The organism is Paenibacillus baimaensis, assembly GCF_025567575.1.
Window position 1 is genome coordinate 72,132 of the sequence record NZ_JAOQIO010000001.1, and the last position, 16,820, is coordinate 88,951.

The window sequence follows — 16,820 nt, forward strand, 5'->3', positions numbered from 1 at the left end:
CAACCTCCTGAAGCTGCGCGGCAGCTCAGGAGGTTTTTTGCCTCAGATTTGCTCGATAAATAGGAAGAAGCTGGATTGACTCCTTCATACCCCGATGCTAAGATAGCCTCATGCTTATGTAGCCTAATGAACTTATTTCCATATACGATATACGCAGGAGTGGAGTAATTATGGACAAAAAATACTGGGTGCCCGCTCTTGAAAAAGCGCATGCCGTCATCCGCCTTGTTGCCGAGGAGCCCTCAAGGCTCAAGCTGACCGAGCTATGCAAACGATTGGAAATCAGCAAAAGCTCGATGTTCTCTTTGCTGCAAACGATGGAAGCCTTGCAATGGATTACTCGTGATCGTTCAGATGCCTACACACTGGGCATGCATTTTGGCCGGATGGGTCATGCATTTTTCAGTCAGTATGATTTAATTGATGCCTTTCGGGCAGAGGCGCCTGCCTTTATGCAAGAAATTAATGAATCGATTCAACTCGCCAACAGGGATGGCAGCGAGATCGTGTATCTCGCCAAGGAAGCAGCCCCTTCACTCGTTCAAATGGTTTCGGGTCCGGGGACCAGATTGCCAGCTCATGCCACCGGACTTGGCAAGATGCTGCTGTCAGGTCTGGAGGATTCACAGCTGCAGCTGCTTTATACGGAAGAGAATTTATCCAGTCTGACCCCATTTACACTACGTACCAAACGTGAGCTGCTCGAACAATTAGACATCATTCGCAAGCAGGGGTATGCAATCGATCTGCAGGAAGGCGTGATGGGCTTCAATTGTCTTGCAGCGCCGATCTATCACAGCGGCGGTCACATGGTTGCCGCAGTCAGCTTCTCGATGCCACTACACCATTGGGAGGAAAAACGTGAGAAAGCGTTAAGCGGAGTGCTTGCATTGGCAAACAAGCTGTCCTTCAGCTCCCCCGTTTAAATTGCCTGACTGAAGCCACACCCTCTATTCCCTATTGGAATGGAGGTTTTTTTGCGTACTTGAAGTCACGTACGCATTTACACATTGACCGATTTTTTATGAGGTGATACAATTAATTTATTATAATTGAACTAAGTTCATTATATTGAACTTGATAATTTTAATCATTTTATAACCGGATAAGGAGTCAATTCCCATGAAATTTGCACGTTTTGCCTTAAAAGCCGACGGTTCGATTAAGCAAGCTGTTCTAAGAGAACAAACCCTTTATGTGATTGAAGGGGATATTTTTGGTCTTTGGAAATACAAGGGCTCCTCTTACGATCTAAACGAAGTTACACTGCTTGCTCCCCTTGAACCGCATTCCATTATCGGAGTAGGCAAAAATTACATCGCCGCTGGGGAAACCAAACCCGAGCAGCTGCCAAAGGTCCCTGTTTTTTTCTATAAGCCTGTTACCTCTGTCATTGGTCCTGAAGCGGATATTGTCATTCCTTCAGGTGTCACCGAAGTCAAATTTGAATCCGAGCTTGCAGTCGTCATCGGTAAACAAGCGCGTAACATTCAGGAGCAGGAAGCATGGGATTATGTGTTTGGCTATACGATTGCCAATGATGTGACTGCACCACAGTTTAACCACCCTGACGGTCATTGGACGGTCAGCAAATCATTCGATACGTTCACACCGCTCGGACCTTATTTGGAAACCGAGCTGGATCTGCAGCAGGTCCGAGTTCAAGCCCAGCATAATGGAACACGTAAACAGGATAGCGAGCTGGAATTGATGATTTTATCCATTCCGTTTTTGATTTCTTATTTATCCCGCATACTAACTTTACAGCCGGGCGACGTCATTTTATCCGGTTCTCCTGCAGGAGCTGAATTCATGGCGGCTGGTGAGCTGATTGAATGCCAGATCGATGGAATCGGTCTTTTAAGAAATTCAACAGTAGCGCCACCACAGTCTTAATGGAAACATACCGTTAGTCACAGAACCAACAAAAAAGCCGCCCGGATCGCCGGACGGCTTTTGTGCTTACAATCATCAGGCAGGCCGTCGGGAACACAAGTTCCACCAAGCTTGTCCTCTTTTAATAATAAGGGGAAATCAGCAAGTACACGATAACGCCTGTCAGACTCACATATAACCAGATCGGCATAGTCCAACGGGCAATTTTGCGGTGACGTTCAATCTGCATATTTAATCCGCGTGTTACTGATAATAGCGCCAGCGGCACATTCACAATCGCCAGAGTTACATGTGTGATCAGAATGAAGAAGTACACATACCGCATGACTTCACTTCCACCAAACCGGGCTGGCTCGGTCAGAAAATGATAAGTAACATACGAGATCAAAAAAAGCGTTGTCGATCCAAAGGCTGCCATAATAAAGCTTTTATGCAGCGGAATGTTTCTTTTTTTGATGGCCACCAAAGCCAACACCAAAACAATAAAAGTAAAGCAATTGAAGATGGCATTCAATAAGGGAAAAATCGTAACATCAAAATCGAGATGCCCGTCATACCCCGGCAAGAAAAACAATAAAGCTATAATCGACACCAGAACAAACGAAAAAATCAGAATAAACGGTGTATAGTTTCGCTCTTTTACGAGCTTGTTGCGATTGTATTGCTCGCTCATTGATGACCCTCCACAGCAGCTATATTTTGGATGAAAAAAATGTATCCAACGCGGTCTAGCTATACCATAAAGGATACAGGAGTCGACAACAAGTAGCTAAGGTTCATTTTTATAACAATATTCCGAACTATTTGATCAAGCCTCGATTTGCTTCAACTGTCGTTCGACCACTTGGGCCGTATCTGCATAATAAGGACGATAATCGAGTCCCTGAATATGGGAAAGAAACTGCCTGGCCATGAACACAACCTCTGTCCGGTATGCTTGTAATGCGATAGTGTATGAACTATGCTCCCTCGGCTCCCCATGCTCCCGCTCCTCGAGCTCCGTTAGCTCCAGGCTCCCCTGATGACTATGACGAACTCGGAAGGAAAAAGCTCTGCACTCCGGGTCTCCGCATCCACAGCAAAAAAAGGGCATCCGCTCCCACTCATCGACCTTTCCCCAACGGTTCGGCTCCGCATCGTGAGTCACACTGTACAGCAAAGCCGGAAGACCAACATCCACACAAAGCGGCTCGTCGATCAGTACATCTCCATCTATCTTCAGCAGTACATCGGCATGAATAATTTGCAAATCGGCATCCCAGGACCAGTTGGTGCAGCTTAAGGTAAACAATATACTCCCCCCTACTTCCCCTGTGGATCTGTTTCATGCTTTAATTATAAAGATTCTGCGATGTGATGTATAGAAGCCTTGATCTGCCTAAATTAAAAGAATGGATTGGTGACACTATTTTGAAACTACAGTTCGGTAAACCCGTTGTAAAACTTCAGTTTGCGATTAAATTAGGCTTGGCTTCCATGCTGCTCATATCAGCTGGCGCAGTAAGCCCTGTGTTCGCCAATGAACATGCTATTGTGCATGAAAAGCGAAATGTAAGCTATGAAGGCAGTACCTATACGCTGGAGCTGATTCGGATCAATCTGAAGGACCCGACCGTTCAGGTGAAGGCGATAGCAGCAAATCATCAGGTAGGCAGTGTACAGCCCTTCATCGATATGATGAGTGATAACGAGGCTGTTGTCGGCATTAATGGCACTTATTTCGATGCATTTACAGAAGATATCGATTACAGAACCCCCTATGGCATGCTAATGAACAATAATGACCTGTTCTACCGTGGAGATAAAGAAACTTCGATTACCGTCTCCAAGGATAAGGAAGCAGCGATACAACGACTCTCCGTCAGCAGCTCCGTAATAAGGGTGGGCAGGCTTAGTCTGCCTTTGAATGGTGTAGATAGCTATCATGGCGACCGCACGAAAAGCGCATGGGTGTTCTCCAAGGATTACGGAGATGTCATCGATTACCCTGGAGTTAAAGTTGCCATCGCAGCCGATATGAAGGTTGCTGCGTTTTCCATTGACCCCATCCAAATTCCAGCTGGCGGGAATGTGGTGCTGCTATCCTCCGATCAGACACTTGATTCTGTGACCAAGTCGGTTAAAGTGGGTGATCTTTTCAGCATGGACCAATCAAATGTGAATCTCGATTCGAACACGAGCATACCCATCAGCCAACTGCAAATGGCCATTGGTGCCGGGCCGAAGCTGCTTACAGGAGGAGTTGTGGATATTGATGTGGAACGCGATCGTTTTAACGATCCGCTTGTCACCTCGCAGGCTAATGTACGCAGCTTTGCCGGTGTCGATGACAACCAGCTGCTGGTTGTAGGTACTGTTTCTTATTCCACGCTTGATCAAATGGCCAATGCTTTATTGCAGGCTGGCATTACAGATGCGATTAATCTGGATGGCGGGGCAAGCTCGGCATTGTACTATCAGGGAAAGCTGCTGCGCAAGCCAGGACGGCTGCTGAGTAATGCGCTTATTGTGCAGCAGACGGACAAGCCACAGGTGCAGCTCAGTGTCAATGGTACGTTAACGGGCAATCGGGACGGTTATATCGAGCACGATGTCACGATGGTCCCCTTTCGTGTTCTGCTTAATCGTATCCAGGCTGAATACAGCTGGAATCCCGCAGATTCCAGTCTTCATCTTAGTAAAGGCAAGTTGAACGCTGTTCTCACACCAGGGAGTACGACAGGTATGCTGAATGGACAACCCGTCGAGCTGGATGCTGCTCCCGAGGTTGTGGATGGTCTGATGTATGTTCCACTGCGCTTTGTCGCGGAATCGCTCGGAGCCCGTCTCGAATGGAATGACAGCTTGTATCGAGTAAATATTGTTGTGTCCCCAGCCAACCCATAAATTCCCAACTATTTACATGTGTAGGATTTTGGAATTGTCACATACTACCTGTATGAACGGAGGTGATATCAATGGCACAAGGACAATCCAGCAACAGCAATACCTTAGTCGTACCTCAAGCCTCTCAAGCTTTAGAACAATTGAAGTATGAGGTGGCTCAAGAATTGGGTATTCAAATTCCTCAGGATGGTTATTACGGTTTCATGGCATCTCGCGACACCGGAGCAATCGGGGGACACATCACGCGCCGTCTGGTTCAAATCGCTGAGCAACAACTGGCAGGCAAATTTTCCAGATAATGAATCGCTCCATATACTTAGATCAAGGTGATTCCGAGAGGAATCGCCTTTTTATTTGGGTTGCAGAAAGACAGGAATATTTGTTGAGACAACGCGGAAATCTATGCTTGGGACAACTGATGGCAGGAGCTGCCAATAAGGAGTACCTGATGATTACAATCAAGGAGGGCTATTGAATGACCAATGATCCGTCTTATCGGGATAATCAAAAGTCGAATACTGAGGACAATAATACTTTGACAAACCGGCAAGGTCACCCTGTAACCAACAATCAGAACATAAGAACAGTAGGTAATCGGGGTCCAGCTACTTTGGAAAATTACGATTTTATCGAAAAAATCAGCCACTTTGATCGGGAACGTATTCCAGAACGTGTTGTTCATGCGCGGGGTGCGGGTGCGCACGGTTATTTCGAAGCTTACGGAACTGTAGGCAACGAACCGGTATCCAAATATACGCGTGCCAAATTGTTTCAGGAAAAAGGAAAACAGACACCTGTTTTTGTCCGCTTTTCATCGGTTATTCATGGTGGTCATTCCCCGGAAACCCTTCGTGATCCCCGTGGTTTTGCTGTGAAATTTTATACAGAGGACGGAAACTGGGATTTGGTTGGAAACAATCTGAAAATTTTCTTTATACGCGATGCCATTAAATTCCCTGACATGATTCACGCTTTTAAACCGGATCCAGTTACGAACATTCAAGATGCAGAACGTTTCTTCGACTTTTGTGCCAGCTCCCCTGAATCCTTTCACATGGTTACCTTTGTTTATTCGCCTTGGGGCATTCCAGCCAACTATCGCATGATGCAGGGCTCTGGCGTTAATACATATAAATGGGTGAACAGCGACGGTCAAGCGGTCCTCGTTAAATATCATTGGGAACCGAAGCAGGGTATCAAAAATTTAACGCAAAAAGAAGCCAGCGAGATCCAGGCAACCAATTTTAATCATGCGACCCAAGACTTATATCAAGCCATTGAACGCAGTGATTACCCGGAATGGGAGCTGCTTGTCCAAATCCTGAGTGATGATGAGCATCCCGAATTGGATTTCGATCCCCTTGACGATACCAAGCTGTGGCCGGAGGATCAGTTCCCATGGCTGCCGGTCGGAAAAATGATTTTAAACCGAAATCCGGTCAATTATTTCACTGAAGTGGAGCAGGTAGCCTTTGGTACAGGCGTGCTCGTCGATGGTCTCGATTTTTCAGATGACAAGATGCTGCAAGGTCGAACGTTTTCTTACTCAGATACACAGCGGCATCGGGTAGGCGCCAATTATTTGCAATTACCGATTAACGCTCCCAAAAAGCGGGTAGCCACGAACCAAAGCGGCGGCCAAATGGAATATTATGTCGATCGGTCACCAAGCCACAATCCTCATATCAACTATGAGCCTTCCCTTCTGGGTGGATTAGTTGAAGCACAGCAAGCCGGGAAGGAATACACACCACTCATTGAAGGAAGGCTTGTGCGTCAATCCATTGATCGATCGAACAATACGCAGCAAGCAGGTGATACCTATCGACGTTTCAAAGATTGGGAACGGGATGAATTGATTTCCAATCTGGTTGGCGATCTCTCGCGGTGTGACGTCCGTATCCGTGATGCCATGATCGCACTTGCTGCAGAAGCCGACGAAGAATACGGACGCCGATTACGAGAAGGTCTTAAAAATTCGCCCAAGGGTGGGTCCAGCCAAAAACCGCTTGGCAACAAAAACGGTGATCAGGCACCAGATAAAGCCGTAAACATCGCTCACGGTGCAGAACCCTATTAACATGTGAATAATCAGGGATTTGATGGGGGAATTTATAGACATTGGGTAAGAAAGAGGAGGGATATGTATGCCTAAGGAAGTACACCATTCATTGGTTGATAAAGTAGCAAACTTCATAGAGAAAACGGTTGAAGATACTGTTGAGGATACAATAAATATGGCTAACCGCGCCGAAAAAGCGATGGGTAGGAGCAATAAAAACAAAAAGGATTAGTCATCCAAAAGACCTGCCGTACAAATCCGACACTATTTAGTTACATGATTAATAAAAAGCCCATTGGGGCTTTTTTTTCGTTTGAAAACATAATCATAGGCGAGCTTGGCAAATCATACTTATAAGAGAAAATCCCCCGGAAGGATGTGTTTTCTCAATATGCAACACTTATTTTCTCAGCGTGTAGAACTGTTGCTGCTGCTTGGAATGGCCTTTTTTTGGACAATCACCTACATACTTGTGATTTATAAAAGCTATCAGGATCGTACTAGCGGTATGCCAACCGCCGCCATTTGTGCCAATATCACTTGGGAGTTTTTATTTTCCTTCATCCTCCCCTTTGACCCGCTGCAACAAATCATAACCGTGATCTGGTTCTTCTTGGACTGTATCATTCTTCTGCAATGTTTGTATTACTCCAAGAAACAAAATCCCAGTTTTCCCACCAAAACAGTTATCTTTTCTTTAATGGCCATTGCCCTTCTGCTGCACTATGGAATCGCGAAAGAATTTCATGATCTTGAGGGTAAATATTCAGCATTTGGTATCAACCTCATGATGTCCATCCTGTTTATCCGCATGCTGATGATAAAAAACTTCCAAGGCCAGTCCACATCCATCGCTTATTTTAAAATGATTGGTACGTTGTGCATCTCCGTTTTGTGTTATTCCCAATACCCGCACTCCCTTTTGCTAACAATGCTGTATATCCTCATTTTTATTGTAGATGTCGTTTATATTGTATTGATTACCCACAAGTCTGAAAATCTCATTTACAAGCCCAACAAAATCATCGCAAAATAACCGCAAACACACACTTCTTAATATCATTTTTGTATTAGGTATTTTCTGGATACTCGATTATTAACGTTTAAGCCTTGAAAGGTTTGAGGTAAAATGGTGGTATCGATATGCATAGGGGGTTTTTCAATGTGCGGAAGATACACGATCACCGTTACCGAGGAAGAATTGATGCTGCGATTTATGCTTGAAAGCTCAACACCCTTTTATGAGCCGCGGTACAATGTTGCGCCTGGACAAATGGTTCCTGCCATTATTAACAATGGAGCACAGAACAAGTTAGGGCAGCTGCGCTGGGGGCTAATCCCCTCTTGGGCCAAAGATGCCAAGATTGGTTATACCATGATCAACGCGCGGGTGGAAACCATTGCTGACAAGCCCGCATTTCGAACATCATTAAGGAGCAAACGCTGCATCATTCCTGCAGACGGTTTTTATGAGTGGAAACTAACTGAGGATGGAAAGCAGCCGATGCGGATAGTGAAAAGAACCGGACAATTATTTGCGATGGCTGGCCTTTATGATACCTGGGTAAGTCCAGAGGGTGACAAGATCAGCAGTTGTACGATTATTACGACAGTACCGAATAAGACGATGGCAGGCATTCACGATCGGATGCCGATCATTCTGAGGAAACAAGATGAGGCTGCATGGCTGGACCGCAGCATTCAGGATGTTAACCTGCTGCAATCTTTGATTGGACAACCATATCCCGATGAGGAGCTGCGGGTGTACCCGGTGACCAAAGCTGTAGGGAATGTTAAGAATGATTCTCCAGATAATATAAAAGAGGTATCCTGATGAGCAAAGAAGGTTCCTCCCCGAATAGTAAGCTTGCTTGCTGGGATACTAAACGGGACAGGAGGTGATTTCTTAACATGGATGTTACCAAACCCGATTCGCCCAAAAGTCGAGACTTTAAAGAAAACAAATTTATAGAAGAAGAGGCTGAGCTTCAAGCTAATACAGCCGCAAAACGACCACCGAGTTTAAATGGAATTCCAAAACAAAATAATCCACAATAAACAGTAAGCAGCCCTCAGTCCTTATAAAAGGAACGAGGGCTTTTGATATCTCCACACATACAATTTTTTTGAAAGTCGAATCTTCCTTTACTTTGTGGGAAACCTAATTACAAACCACAAAAGGAGAATCCAAGATGACCACTAAATTAGATCAGCTTATCGAGCGCATTGAGGAGCTTAGGCAGGAGCTAAATCGACTTTCCAGAAACAAGGACTTGGCAGACCCAGAACTACTCACTGCAAGCAGAATGATGGATGCTGTATTGAATGAATATAACCGTCTGTTGATAGATAAGGCAAAGGAATAATAGTAGCTTCCTATTAAACAAAGTGGGATTACTGTGGGTAAACAATTTAGGCAATATGCTAAAGGAGATTGATCTTTATGACAAAAATCACGACGTTTTTAATGTTCGAAGGTAAAGCTGAAGAAGCGATGAATTTGTATATCTCTTTATTCGAGAATTCCGAAATAACAAGTATTTCTCGTTATGGGGCAAATGAAGCTGGAGCTGAGGGCACAGTGGTACATGCTACCTTCTCTCTTAATGGACAAGAGTTTATGTGTATCGATAGCAACACACAGCATGCCTTTACCTTTACTCCTTCTATGTCCTTGTATGTAACTTGTGAAACCGAAGAAGATGTTAGTAAGGTCTTTGAGAAATTATCTCTGGAAGGATCTGTATTAATGCCTTTAGGAGCGTATCCTTTCAGTGAGAAGTTTGGTTGGGTAGCAGACAAATACGGGGTTTCATGGCAGCTAAGCCTTGCTTCACCACATAGAGAATAGATGCGGGGGAATCGTAATGTCAAATAACCATTCTCAGGAAGAATCCGAAAGTGATCTTCCCATCAAATTATCGAATCCAGCAAGGCGAGCACTCATTGGAGCCGGCTATACGCGTCTTGAACAGTTGACGAGGCTCAATGAAACAGAGGTTCTGAAACTGCACGGTATGGGGCCGAAGGCAATTGATCAGCTCAAGCAAGCTCTTGCCGCGAAAGGAATGTCGTTCGCCAATAAATCTTAAACCAGTTGGAGCGAAACTTATTTGATTGACCCCATCTTGTTGCAATTACATAAGTAACGACCCATATTACTGTGCTTCCACAAACCAAAAGGTTTTACCTGTTTGGTTATTTTCACATTCACTTAAGACGTAACCTTCTTGACCTTGTTCCGATTTCTTTTTCTCTAATGCTTTGCAGTTTGTACTTGGCCTTTTCAAATCTGAACCAAATGCATCCATGGAGTTATCGAATGTGTATTTGATTAGCTTGCCATTATACGTAAGCTCATAGAAGATGGGGTCCCCTTCAATAGTGTATTGCGTAATACGAACTTTTCCTGCTTGATTCGTTGTAACACCCTCCATAAATTGATGCCACTTATCCAAATTCGTAAATTTACCGTGGACGTTGACTACATCACCATTTTGGATTGCTTTTTCAGCACGATAGGGTTTGGTGAGCTTTGGAAAATCAGATTCATGACTGTACCCCACTTGACTGTTAGAATCATTGCAAGCAGTCAATAACAAAATTAACAATGGAAAAAATATGTATATTTTCATTTAATCACCTCGTAATAACAACAACGTTTATAACAATGAAAAGGTTTCAAGCTACAATATGATGAATCAGCTGGCAGCGTCCAATCACATGTCATCGGGCTTTCATAACATACATTATGCCAGGCGGAAGGAGGGATTAACATGGGTGCACTTGGAGTTGGCGGAAGTTGTGGAGGTTTTGGTTTTGGAACTTCTACAGGTGAAATTCTTGTTCTCTTTATTCTGTTGGTTATTATTAGTCGTGCCTTTATCTAAATATGATGCTCCGCCCAAGTTGAAGATACGTATATCCTTTCCTGTATAAGCATGAAGCCCTCTTTCCTTTCGGACTGAGGGCCTTGATATTCCAACGCATTTGTTGACTCAACGAAAATAAGCCACGGGATTATCTCCCCGGCTTTTTATCTTGTCCCAGCTGTAACGATTCGATCTCCAAACATATTTCGTGCTGCCACTCCACATCTGCTGTTAACGACGCCATCAACGACACATTCTCCAAGTACGCCATATCCCAGCAAAGCTTGGCATTGAGCTTGAGGCACTGGTCCATTTCAATCTTTTCGTCGGCTGTGAGTTGTCGTTGCTGCATTACAGTCCACAACTCTGCAAGCCTCTGATACATAGGCAAGAACGCCATAGCAGCCACCACCCTATACCCGCCAGTATAGCCAAGTTATTAACGAACTCATACGTTTGTTGTAAGTACGCCAAAATCAAATTATAATGGCTCTTGTGCAGTCTCAACAGGAGAGGAGAATTATTGTGCTCGTAGCCACACATATGGCAGCAGCATCTGCTATGTATGTCCTATCTTCAGTCAAAAACACATCTGGCATCCAAAAGGCAGTTGCACTGCCAGTTATATTAGCGTTATCCTTGTGCTCGCATTTTGCTTTAGATGCAGTACCCCACTTTGAGCTGCAAATGTTGAGCAATGTGCTCATCGGCTCTCTGATCATCCTGTTTTTGTTATATATAGCCTGGCGTGATAAAGATGTATTTGTCCTGGTATCGGCTTTCCTGGGCGCCCTTCCAGATGTCATGTGGGTGCTTAAAATTAGCCATGAGTTTGATGAAATGCACAGTTTTTTACATTCCACAGTTACACATGCGCCGCCTTATTCAATTATCTTAGAGTTGTTGGCATTAGCTAGTATTGTCTTTATCATTTACAAAGCACCGAGAAAAACTTAGATTCAACTAACCCCGGTTGCTGTTGTCAAAAAAAACCACCAACAGCAGCTGTCAGCGGTTCAACGATTTCTATGAAAGCCCGAATGAGGAATACGAATAAAAAATTAATAAAGTGCTGTATGATATATACGAAATCGTGGCCAAGCTTTCTATCTAAAGAGCTTGCTTAATCCTTTTTCTTGTTCGGATTCAATTCTTCCATCAGGCTGGACATATTGTAATTGGACTCGAATGCAACACTCGTGCACAGCTTGTTCTGGCGCATGGCAAATTCGAACGAAATTTCACCGTGTGTCCAGCGTTTGAGCTTTAACGATTCCATTGCGGTATGCCGGAATGTTTGAAGCTCCTCCTCCGACAATCCCAGCTCCATCTTCTGCAGCTGGTTCCCCTTGCTCTCTAAAGGGAACGCCCTAACTCCAAATTTCCCAATTACATTGTTGCGAATTTGGACAAAGACCGTTCCTGAAGTGAGCAGAGCCAACTCCTCCTTAATTTCCCGAAACACGATATCAATCTGCCTTGCCAAAGTCACATTTTCTAAAATCATTAACATCCTCCTACCTAATCGGTGTTGTCAGCGTGGTGCTGCAGTCCTATTATATGAAGGATTAACGAATTAATCAACAATATTTTACATTTATACATTTATTACCCATATATCGTCAGCATACAACAAAAACCGACAAATATCCCGCTCCTGACTCCTACCCAATCTCCCTTACCCGTCATAAACAGCGGCATTTAGCTCGATAATATTGCAATCCGGGTCCAATATATAGATCTGCGGGAACCCTGCTTTGGCATGAGGGCGAGCATCACAGTGAATCCCCTTCTCCTCCAACCACTTTCTTGTGCCCTCATAGCTGCTGACACGCAAGGCCAAATGCCCATCTCTTGAGTCTATTTTCCCATCCCGCAGCGTTTGTCCTTGATGAACAATCAGGTGCAGCTGCTGCCCGCCTTCTGCAACCGCAAACCATGCCCCCTCAAAATCAAACGGTGGCCGTTCCAGCTCCTTCAGACCGAGAACCTCTGTATAAAAAGCTTTCGAGCGCTCCAAATCACGGATAACAAGGCTAACATGATGTATTCCTTCATAGTCAATCATTTCATCGTCTCCTCTTCATTTAGCATTTACTTGCTTTACGTTACTATATCGATTATTATCACAATTTGGCAACCTTCAAATACGACAAAAGAACTATTTTCGACAGTTATCTCTGTTTTTTACGCTGGAATTGATTTGAAGTATAGACCCTGTTACTTTTGGATGATATAATTTGCTCGTAAGTAAGATATTAACATCTGAAGGAGATATGCTAATGAATTGGTTACAGGGCTTATCGTTTAAAAAGAAACTTCAGTTCGGCTGCTACCTGCTGGTGGCTGTTTACTCCATTGCACTTCTGATCATTAGCTTGGAATCACAAAAAAGCTTAATTATGGGCGTTATCTTCTTAATTGTAATGATCGGGCTAAGCTTTCCTTTTATCAACTGGTTTGAGAGAACGCTTACAGAACCGATTAACAACATCTCACGCGTCGCACTCAGCATCTCCAAAGGCGATTTCTCCCAAAAGGTAGAAGTACAGTCCGATGATGCGCTCGGTGAGCTTGGAACTGCTTTTAATAAAATGATGGAACGACTTCGCGAAATTTTACAGGATACCGGTAGTATGTCGAAGCATGTATTCGATTCCAGCCGAGATATTTTTTTCAAAAATGAAAACTTGAAAAATATCCTTGAGCAAGTTGCTGTTTCTTCCAATGAACTGGCTTCCGGCGCCAACCAAATATCCGAAGAAATATCTGATATTTCCGTGTCCACCAAAGAAATTGAGAATAAGGTAACTACCTTTACCGCTTCCACCCACGAAATGAATTCAAGGTCCGGGCATATGTTAGCCTTGGTCCAGAATGGTCTGCAGGCCGTTGAAACGCAAAGCGCAGGCATGAAACGCAACGTTGAAGCTACCGCGAATGTGTCAAGAACGATCGACCAGCTGGCTGAACAAGCTAATGGAATTTCCCAGATTACACGGACTATTTCCGAAATTGCCGAGCAAACCAACCTGTTGTCCTTGAATGCATCCATCGAAGCAGCTCGTGCGGGTGAGCATGGCAAAGGGTTTGCTGTCGTTGCACAGGAGGTTCGTAAGCTCGCCGAAGAATCCACTACGTCCACCAAAGAAGTATTCCATCTCGTCAAATCGATAGAGGGCGGCATCCACCAAGCACTCACGCACATTGCACAAAATGAGGAAATTGTTAACAAACAAACTCAACTGATCACGGAAACCGAAAAAATATTTGCCGACATCGTCAGCAGTGTCACCTTTATTTCCGAGCAGATTGCCACCTTTGCGGATGACAGCCAGATGATGCTGGACAGTGCACAACGCATATCCGGCACAATGGAAAGCATTTCCGCCATTACCCAGCAATCCGCTGCCGGAACGGAGGAAGTATCTGCCTCGATGAACGAACAAATTGTTGCTGTTCAAGAGATCGTAGACAAGTCGGAGCAAATGACCAAGCTGGTCTCTAAATTACAGCAAACGATGCAGCTCTTCAAGCTGTAGCCTGCCTGATTGTTACTCATTTAAACCCTACATATCTACTGACCGTGGCATCCATACCAAGAAGGTTAAGCCTTTACAGGCTTGACTTGCAATTAGCCTATGGATCGTTCCAATTAAATGCCGGAGTGACGCACAATATGGTGCAGACACCCCGGCTTTTTTTATTTATTCTGTCAGCTTCAGAAATTCACGAACATCCTGAACAGATAAATCCATTGCATTTTGCCAAAAATCTGCTTGTCGCAGATCGACGCCAAGGTGTTTCTCCGCAAGCTTCTCCACGGTCATTCTCCCGGTATCACGCAGCAATGCCACATATTTATCCTCAAAGGCAGCCCCTTGACGAACCGCTTCCGCATAAATGCCTGCACTAAACATATAGCCAAAGGTGTATGGGAAGTTATAAAACGGCACCTCGGTAATATAAAAATGCAGCTTGGACGCCCAAAAATGCGGATGATATTCCGCGAGTGAATCCCTATAGCCCTGCTTTTGCGCTTCCACCATAAGCTCATTAAGCCGCTCGACGCTGACCAAGCCCTTACTGCGTTCCTCATAAAACTTCGTTTCAAATAGAAAACGCGCATGAATATTCATATAAAAGGCTACCGAGCGTTGAATTTTGTCCTCAAGCAGAGTTAGACGCTCTTCAGCGTTAACGGCGCTTTTCATAGCTGCATCAGACACAATCAGCTCGGCAAACGTTGAAGCCGTCTCCGCCACATTCATCGCATAATCCTGCGCCAGCGCCGGCAAATCATTCATCACATGCTGATGATAGCCATGACCCAGCTCATGCGCCAGAGTGGATACATTGGAAGCTGTGCCCGCATACGTCATGAAAATCCGCGTTTGCTCGGCAATCGGGAAGGAGGTGCAGAATCCACCCGGTCTTTTGCCCGGCCGATCCTCAGCTTCGATCCATCCCTTGTCAAAGGCCTGGGCCGAGAAGTCAGCCAGCTTTGGGCTAAAGCGTCGAAATTGATCCACGATCAGTTGCGCGCCTTCGTCATAAGTGAAATGCTTGCTGCCTTGACCCACAGGAGCTTCTACATCGTACCAGCTCAGTCGCTCTACACCCAGCAGCTTCGCCTTGCGCTGTAAATATTCGACAAACACATCCTTGCTCTTATCAATCACGCCCCACATAGCATCCAGTGTCTCCTTGGACATCCGGTTGATGGACAGAGGTTCTTTATGTATACCTTCCCAGCCGCGGCGCTCATACAGCTTCAATCGGAATCCGGCCAAATGATTCAGGGCATCGGCGCAATAGTCGGCATGCTCGCCCCATTGCTTCTCCCAGAGACCGAATAACTGCTGACGTACGGCACGATCTGGATGATGCATTTTATTCGCCGCCTGACCGGCAGAGAGCTCCTGAATATCCCCGTTTTCTTCGAACTTGATGCGAAATTTACTTACCGTTGTGTTATAGGCTTCGCCCCAGCCATGATAACCGTCAATAGCCAGATCATTGATCAGTGCTTCCTGCTCAGGAGGCAGCTTCTCTGCTGCAAGTGCTCGGCGTTCTGTCAAAGGATAGACGATTTCCTTAAGCTCTGGACTCGACAGCAGCCTTTCCCAATCCACCTCGCTGATCTCTGCCAAATACTGATCGAATCGCGTCATGACAGAAGCATAGGTCGCGTACGACGTTTTCACACGATCGGCCAAGCCAATAGCAGCCTTATCCGCCTGATTCTCGGCAGCAAGGCAGGCTACAAAAGAGTCGGACTCCCGCAATTTCTTGGCAATGGATTGCAGAAGGTCCAGAATCGGCAGCAATGCTGTTGTATCCACAGGTGTCGGTAAGGACTTTAATCCATCCAGTTGAGCCTCTAATTGGGTAATCTCGGTACGCATTCCCTCCAAGAAAGCCAAGAAAGCCGTTGAACTGCTGCCTCCACTGAAAAATGTTTCCAAATCCCATGTTTGCTGTAACGGTTTCAACATATGAGCATCGCACCTTTCCTAATAAATGAAGTATCTTTACCATTAAACCATATTTATGGCTGTAGCCAAAATAGTCCGTCCCCAGATTTTGGTTGAATTGTTACGTACGTTATGTTTAAATGATGACTATAGATCTATTGACAGGAGTTGACCGCAGCATGAAACCTTTACAGATCTCTGCCGAAACGGCGCAAAAACTTGCCAAACAGTTAAATATCCCGTTGGAGCACCTGATGCATATGCCACAGCATATTTTATTGCAAAAGATGGCCGAGCTTGCCAAGCAAATACCAGATCCAGCATCTGATTCAGAAGCAGCAGACAGCAAGAAGCAGGAACCTCATTCATGATTCCTTTTCTCAATACTTGGCCCTATGAGTTGATCCAGCAGGATGTATACTTTCAAGACTGTCCGCTTTGTGGTAAATCCAATGTATTACTGCCATTCAAAAGAAAAGACCTTCCCGAACTCATCAGCGGCGTCAAAAAACTTCTGGTGCTCCCCTGCTGCCTGAACAAGCTCATGATTGTGGGAGCCGATCGTGACTATTTACTTGCTAACCAACCTTTAAGAAATCAACGCTGACAAGCCCCTCAAAGCGATTG

24 protein-coding genes are annotated in these 16,820 nt (G+C 44.9%); 17 read left to right on the forward strand and 7 right to left on the reverse strand.

Going from position 1 to position 16,820, the window contains the following annotated elements; genetic code table 11:
• Positions 1 to 170 precede the first annotated feature (170 nt).
• Together OB236_RS00320 and OB236_RS00325 are read left to right on the forward strand one after the other, a co-directional pair.
• On the forward strand, positions 171 to 926 hold the full coding sequence (locus OB236_RS00320; protein ID WP_262682044.1) for an IclR family transcriptional regulator: 756 nt from the start codon (positions 171 to 173) through the stop codon (positions 924 to 926).
• A 196-nt stretch (positions 927 to 1,122) separates the two neighbouring features.
• Positions 1,123 to 1,896, forward strand: a complete 774-nt coding sequence (locus OB236_RS00325) for a fumarylacetoacetate hydrolase family protein (RefSeq protein WP_262682046.1) — start codon at positions 1,123 to 1,125, stop codon at positions 1,894 to 1,896.
• A gap of 121 nt (positions 1,897 to 2,017) precedes the next feature.
• On the opposite strand, the gene OB236_RS00330 is transcribed toward OB236_RS00325, so the two are convergent.
• Positions 2,018 to 2,569 (reverse strand): DUF420 domain-containing protein, encoded by a 552-nt coding sequence (locus OB236_RS00330; RefSeq protein WP_262682047.1) that lies wholly within the window; start codon positions 2,567 to 2,569, stop codon positions 2,018 to 2,020.
• 135 nt (positions 2,570 to 2,704) lie between these two features.
• Positions 2,705 to 3,187, reverse strand: a complete 483-nt coding sequence (locus tag OB236_RS00335) for a hypothetical protein (protein WP_262682050.1) — start codon at positions 3,185 to 3,187, stop codon at positions 2,705 to 2,707.
• Positions 3,188 to 3,306: 119 nt separating this feature from the next.
• Here OB236_RS00335 and OB236_RS00340 point away from each other — a divergent pair, with 119 nt between their 5' ends.
• From OB236_RS00340 to OB236_RS00385, 10 genes are all read left to right on the forward strand, one after another.
• The gene (locus tag OB236_RS00340) at positions 3,307 to 4,782 is read left to right on the forward strand and encodes a stalk domain-containing protein (protein WP_262682051.1); all 1,476 of its coding nucleotides are present in this window, start codon (positions 3,307 to 3,309) and stop codon (positions 4,780 to 4,782) included.
• A 71-nt stretch (positions 4,783 to 4,853) separates the two neighbouring features.
• Entirely contained in the window at positions 4,854 to 5,081 is a 228-nt protein-coding gene (locus tag OB236_RS00345; RefSeq protein WP_076236594.1) for an alpha/beta-type small acid-soluble spore protein, read from the forward strand.
• 176 nt (positions 5,082 to 5,257) lie between these two features.
• Complete coding sequence (locus OB236_RS00350) at positions 5,258 to 6,862, forward strand: catalase (RefSeq protein WP_262682052.1); 1,605 nt, start codon at positions 5,258 to 5,260, stop codon at positions 6,860 to 6,862.
• Positions 6,863 to 6,929: 67 nt separating this feature from the next.
• Positions 6,930 to 7,076 (forward strand): hypothetical protein, encoded by a 147-nt coding sequence (locus OB236_RS00355; protein WP_179097703.1) that lies wholly within the window; start codon positions 6,930 to 6,932, stop codon positions 7,074 to 7,076.
• A gap of 105 nt (positions 7,077 to 7,181) precedes the next feature.
• Positions 7,182 to 7,880 carry a transmembrane-type terpene cyclase gene (locus tag OB236_RS00360; protein WP_262682053.1) on the forward strand — a complete coding sequence of 233 codons (699 nt, stop codon included), beginning with the start codon at positions 7,182 to 7,184 and terminating at the stop codon, positions 7,878 to 7,880.
• A gap of 126 nt (positions 7,881 to 8,006) precedes the next feature.
• The gene (locus OB236_RS00365; protein ID WP_076236602.1) at positions 8,007 to 8,678 is read left to right on the forward strand and encodes an SOS response-associated peptidase; all 672 of its coding nucleotides are present in this window, start codon (positions 8,007 to 8,009) and stop codon (positions 8,676 to 8,678) included.
• Positions 8,679 to 8,755: 77 nt separating this feature from the next.
• Positions 8,756 to 8,902: a hypothetical protein gene (locus tag OB236_RS00370; RefSeq protein ID WP_179097704.1), complete on the forward strand. Its 147-nt coding sequence runs from the start codon at positions 8,756 to 8,758 to the stop codon at positions 8,900 to 8,902.
• Between the two features lie 134 nt (positions 8,903 to 9,036).
• Complete coding sequence (locus tag OB236_RS00375) at positions 9,037 to 9,210, forward strand: aspartyl-phosphate phosphatase Spo0E family protein (RefSeq protein WP_076236604.1); 174 nt, start codon at positions 9,037 to 9,039, stop codon at positions 9,208 to 9,210.
• A gap of 77 nt (positions 9,211 to 9,287) precedes the next feature.
• Positions 9,288 to 9,695: a VOC family protein gene (locus OB236_RS00380; RefSeq protein ID WP_262682056.1), complete on the forward strand. Its 408-nt coding sequence runs from the start codon at positions 9,288 to 9,290 to the stop codon at positions 9,693 to 9,695.
• 16 nt (positions 9,696 to 9,711) lie between these two features.
• Entirely contained in the window at positions 9,712 to 9,936 is a 225-nt protein-coding gene (locus OB236_RS00385) for a helix-hairpin-helix domain-containing protein (protein ID WP_262682057.1), read from the forward strand.
• 66 nt (positions 9,937 to 10,002) lie between these two features.
• Here OB236_RS00385 and OB236_RS00390 read toward each other — a convergent pair whose 3' ends face one another.
• A complete protein-coding gene (locus OB236_RS00390; protein WP_262682058.1) occupies positions 10,003 to 10,479 on the reverse strand; it encodes a DUF4362 domain-containing protein in 477 nt (158 codons plus the stop codon).
• A 141-nt stretch (positions 10,480 to 10,620) separates the two neighbouring features.
• On the opposite strand from OB236_RS00390, the gene OB236_RS00395 reads away from it, so the two are divergent.
• On the forward strand, positions 10,621 to 10,734 hold the full coding sequence (locus OB236_RS00395) for a sporulation protein YjcZ (protein WP_262682059.1): 114 nt from the start codon (positions 10,621 to 10,623) through the stop codon (positions 10,732 to 10,734).
• A 130-nt stretch (positions 10,735 to 10,864) separates the two neighbouring features.
• On the opposite strand, the gene OB236_RS00400 is transcribed toward OB236_RS00395, so the two are convergent.
• Positions 10,865 to 11,116, reverse strand: a complete 252-nt coding sequence (locus tag OB236_RS00400; RefSeq protein ID WP_076236614.1) for a DUF7667 family protein — start codon at positions 11,114 to 11,116, stop codon at positions 10,865 to 10,867.
• A gap of 125 nt (positions 11,117 to 11,241) precedes the next feature.
• On the opposite strand from OB236_RS00400, the gene OB236_RS00405 reads away from it, so the two are divergent.
• Positions 11,242 to 11,673, forward strand: coding sequence for a hypothetical protein (locus OB236_RS00405; protein WP_262682061.1), 432 nt, complete (start codon positions 11,242 to 11,244; stop codon positions 11,671 to 11,673).
• Positions 11,674 to 11,839: 166 nt separating this feature from the next.
• Here OB236_RS00405 and OB236_RS00410 read toward each other — a convergent pair whose 3' ends face one another.
• Together OB236_RS00410 and OB236_RS00415 are read right to left on the reverse strand one after the other, a co-directional pair.
• A complete protein-coding gene (locus OB236_RS00410; RefSeq protein ID WP_262682063.1) occupies positions 11,840 to 12,223 on the reverse strand; it encodes an NUDIX hydrolase in 384 nt (127 codons plus the stop codon).
• 171 nt (positions 12,224 to 12,394) lie between these two features.
• Positions 12,395 to 12,784 carry a VOC family protein gene (locus tag OB236_RS00415; protein ID WP_262682064.1) on the reverse strand — a complete coding sequence of 130 codons (390 nt, stop codon included), beginning with the start codon at positions 12,782 to 12,784 and terminating at the stop codon, positions 12,395 to 12,397.
• Positions 12,785 to 12,998: 214 nt separating this feature from the next.
• Between OB236_RS00415 and OB236_RS00420 the strand changes: the two genes are divergently transcribed.
• Positions 12,999 to 14,258, forward strand: coding sequence for a methyl-accepting chemotaxis protein (locus tag OB236_RS00420; RefSeq protein ID WP_083689675.1), 1,260 nt, complete (start codon positions 12,999 to 13,001; stop codon positions 14,256 to 14,258).
• A gap of 165 nt (positions 14,259 to 14,423) precedes the next feature.
• Here OB236_RS00420 and OB236_RS00425 read toward each other — a convergent pair whose 3' ends face one another.
• Positions 14,424 to 16,214 (reverse strand): M3 family oligoendopeptidase, encoded by a 1,791-nt coding sequence (locus OB236_RS00425; RefSeq protein WP_262682066.1) that lies wholly within the window; start codon positions 16,212 to 16,214, stop codon positions 14,424 to 14,426.
• A gap of 158 nt (positions 16,215 to 16,372) precedes the next feature.
• On the opposite strand from OB236_RS00425, the gene OB236_RS00430 reads away from it, so the two are divergent.
• Positions 16,373 to 16,564: a YycC family protein gene (locus tag OB236_RS00430; protein WP_076235551.1), complete on the forward strand. Its 192-nt coding sequence runs from the start codon at positions 16,373 to 16,375 to the stop codon at positions 16,562 to 16,564.
• Positions 16,561 to 16,800: a hypothetical protein gene (locus tag OB236_RS00435; protein WP_076235552.1), complete on the forward strand. Its 240-nt coding sequence runs from the start codon at positions 16,561 to 16,563 to the stop codon at positions 16,798 to 16,800. Before OB236_RS00430 ends, OB236_RS00435 begins: the two co-directional genes overlap by 4 nt.
• Positions 16,801 to 16,820: the final 20 nt, after the last annotated feature.

Excerpts from the sequence above, each read along its gene's own strand:
- OB236_RS00320 (WP_262682044.1), top strand. The coding sequence starts at position 171 with ATGGACAAAAAATACTGGGTGCCCGCTCTTGAAAAAGCGCATGCCGTC.
- OB236_RS00325 (WP_262682046.1), top strand. The coding sequence starts at position 1,123 with ATGAAATTTGCACGTTTTGCCTTAAAAGCCGACGGTTCGATTAAGCAA.
- OB236_RS00330 (WP_262682047.1), bottom strand. The coding sequence starts at position 2,569 with ATGAGCGAGCAATACAATCGCAACAAGCTCGTAAAAGAGCGAAACTAT.
- OB236_RS00345 (WP_076236594.1), top strand. The coding sequence starts at position 4,854 with ATGGCACAAGGACAATCCAGCAACAGCAATACCTTAGTCGTACCTCAA.
- OB236_RS00350 (WP_262682052.1), top strand. The coding sequence starts at position 5,258 with ATGACCAATGATCCGTCTTATCGGGATAATCAAAAGTCGAATACTGAG.
- OB236_RS00355 (WP_179097703.1), top strand. The coding sequence starts at position 6,930 with ATGCCTAAGGAAGTACACCATTCATTGGTTGATAAAGTAGCAAACTTC.
- OB236_RS00365 (WP_076236602.1), top strand. The coding sequence starts at position 8,007 with ATGTGCGGAAGATACACGATCACCGTTACCGAGGAAGAATTGATGCTG.
- OB236_RS00370 (WP_179097704.1), top strand. The coding sequence starts at position 8,756 with ATGGATGTTACCAAACCCGATTCGCCCAAAAGTCGAGACTTTAAAGAA.
- OB236_RS00375 (WP_076236604.1), top strand. The coding sequence starts at position 9,037 with ATGACCACTAAATTAGATCAGCTTATCGAGCGCATTGAGGAGCTTAGG.
- OB236_RS00380 (WP_262682056.1), top strand. The coding sequence starts at position 9,288 with ATGACAAAAATCACGACGTTTTTAATGTTCGAAGGTAAAGCTGAAGAA.
- OB236_RS00385 (WP_262682057.1), top strand. The coding sequence starts at position 9,712 with ATGTCAAATAACCATTCTCAGGAAGAATCCGAAAGTGATCTTCCCATC.
- OB236_RS00390 (WP_262682058.1), bottom strand. The coding sequence starts at position 10,479 with ATGAAAATATACATATTTTTTCCATTGTTAATTTTGTTATTGACTGCT.
- OB236_RS00395 (WP_262682059.1), top strand. The coding sequence starts at position 10,621 with ATGGGTGCACTTGGAGTTGGCGGAAGTTGTGGAGGTTTTGGTTTTGGA.
- OB236_RS00400 (WP_076236614.1), bottom strand. The coding sequence starts at position 11,116 with ATGGCGTTCTTGCCTATGTATCAGAGGCTTGCAGAGTTGTGGACTGTA.
- OB236_RS00410 (WP_262682063.1), bottom strand. The coding sequence starts at position 12,223 with ATGATTTTAGAAAATGTGACTTTGGCAAGGCAGATTGATATCGTGTTT.
- OB236_RS00415 (WP_262682064.1), bottom strand. The coding sequence starts at position 12,784 with ATGATTGACTATGAAGGAATACATCATGTTAGCCTTGTTATCCGTGAT.
- OB236_RS00420 (WP_083689675.1), top strand. The coding sequence starts at position 12,999 with ATGAATTGGTTACAGGGCTTATCGTTTAAAAAGAAACTTCAGTTCGGC.
- OB236_RS00425 (WP_262682066.1), bottom strand. The coding sequence starts at position 16,214 with ATGTTGAAACCGTTACAGCAAACATGGGATTTGGAAACATTTTTCAGT.
- OB236_RS00430 (WP_076235551.1), top strand. The coding sequence starts at position 16,373 with ATGAAACCTTTACAGATCTCTGCCGAAACGGCGCAAAAACTTGCCAAA.
- OB236_RS00435 (WP_076235552.1), top strand. The coding sequence starts at position 16,561 with ATGATTCCTTTTCTCAATACTTGGCCCTATGAGTTGATCCAGCAGGAT.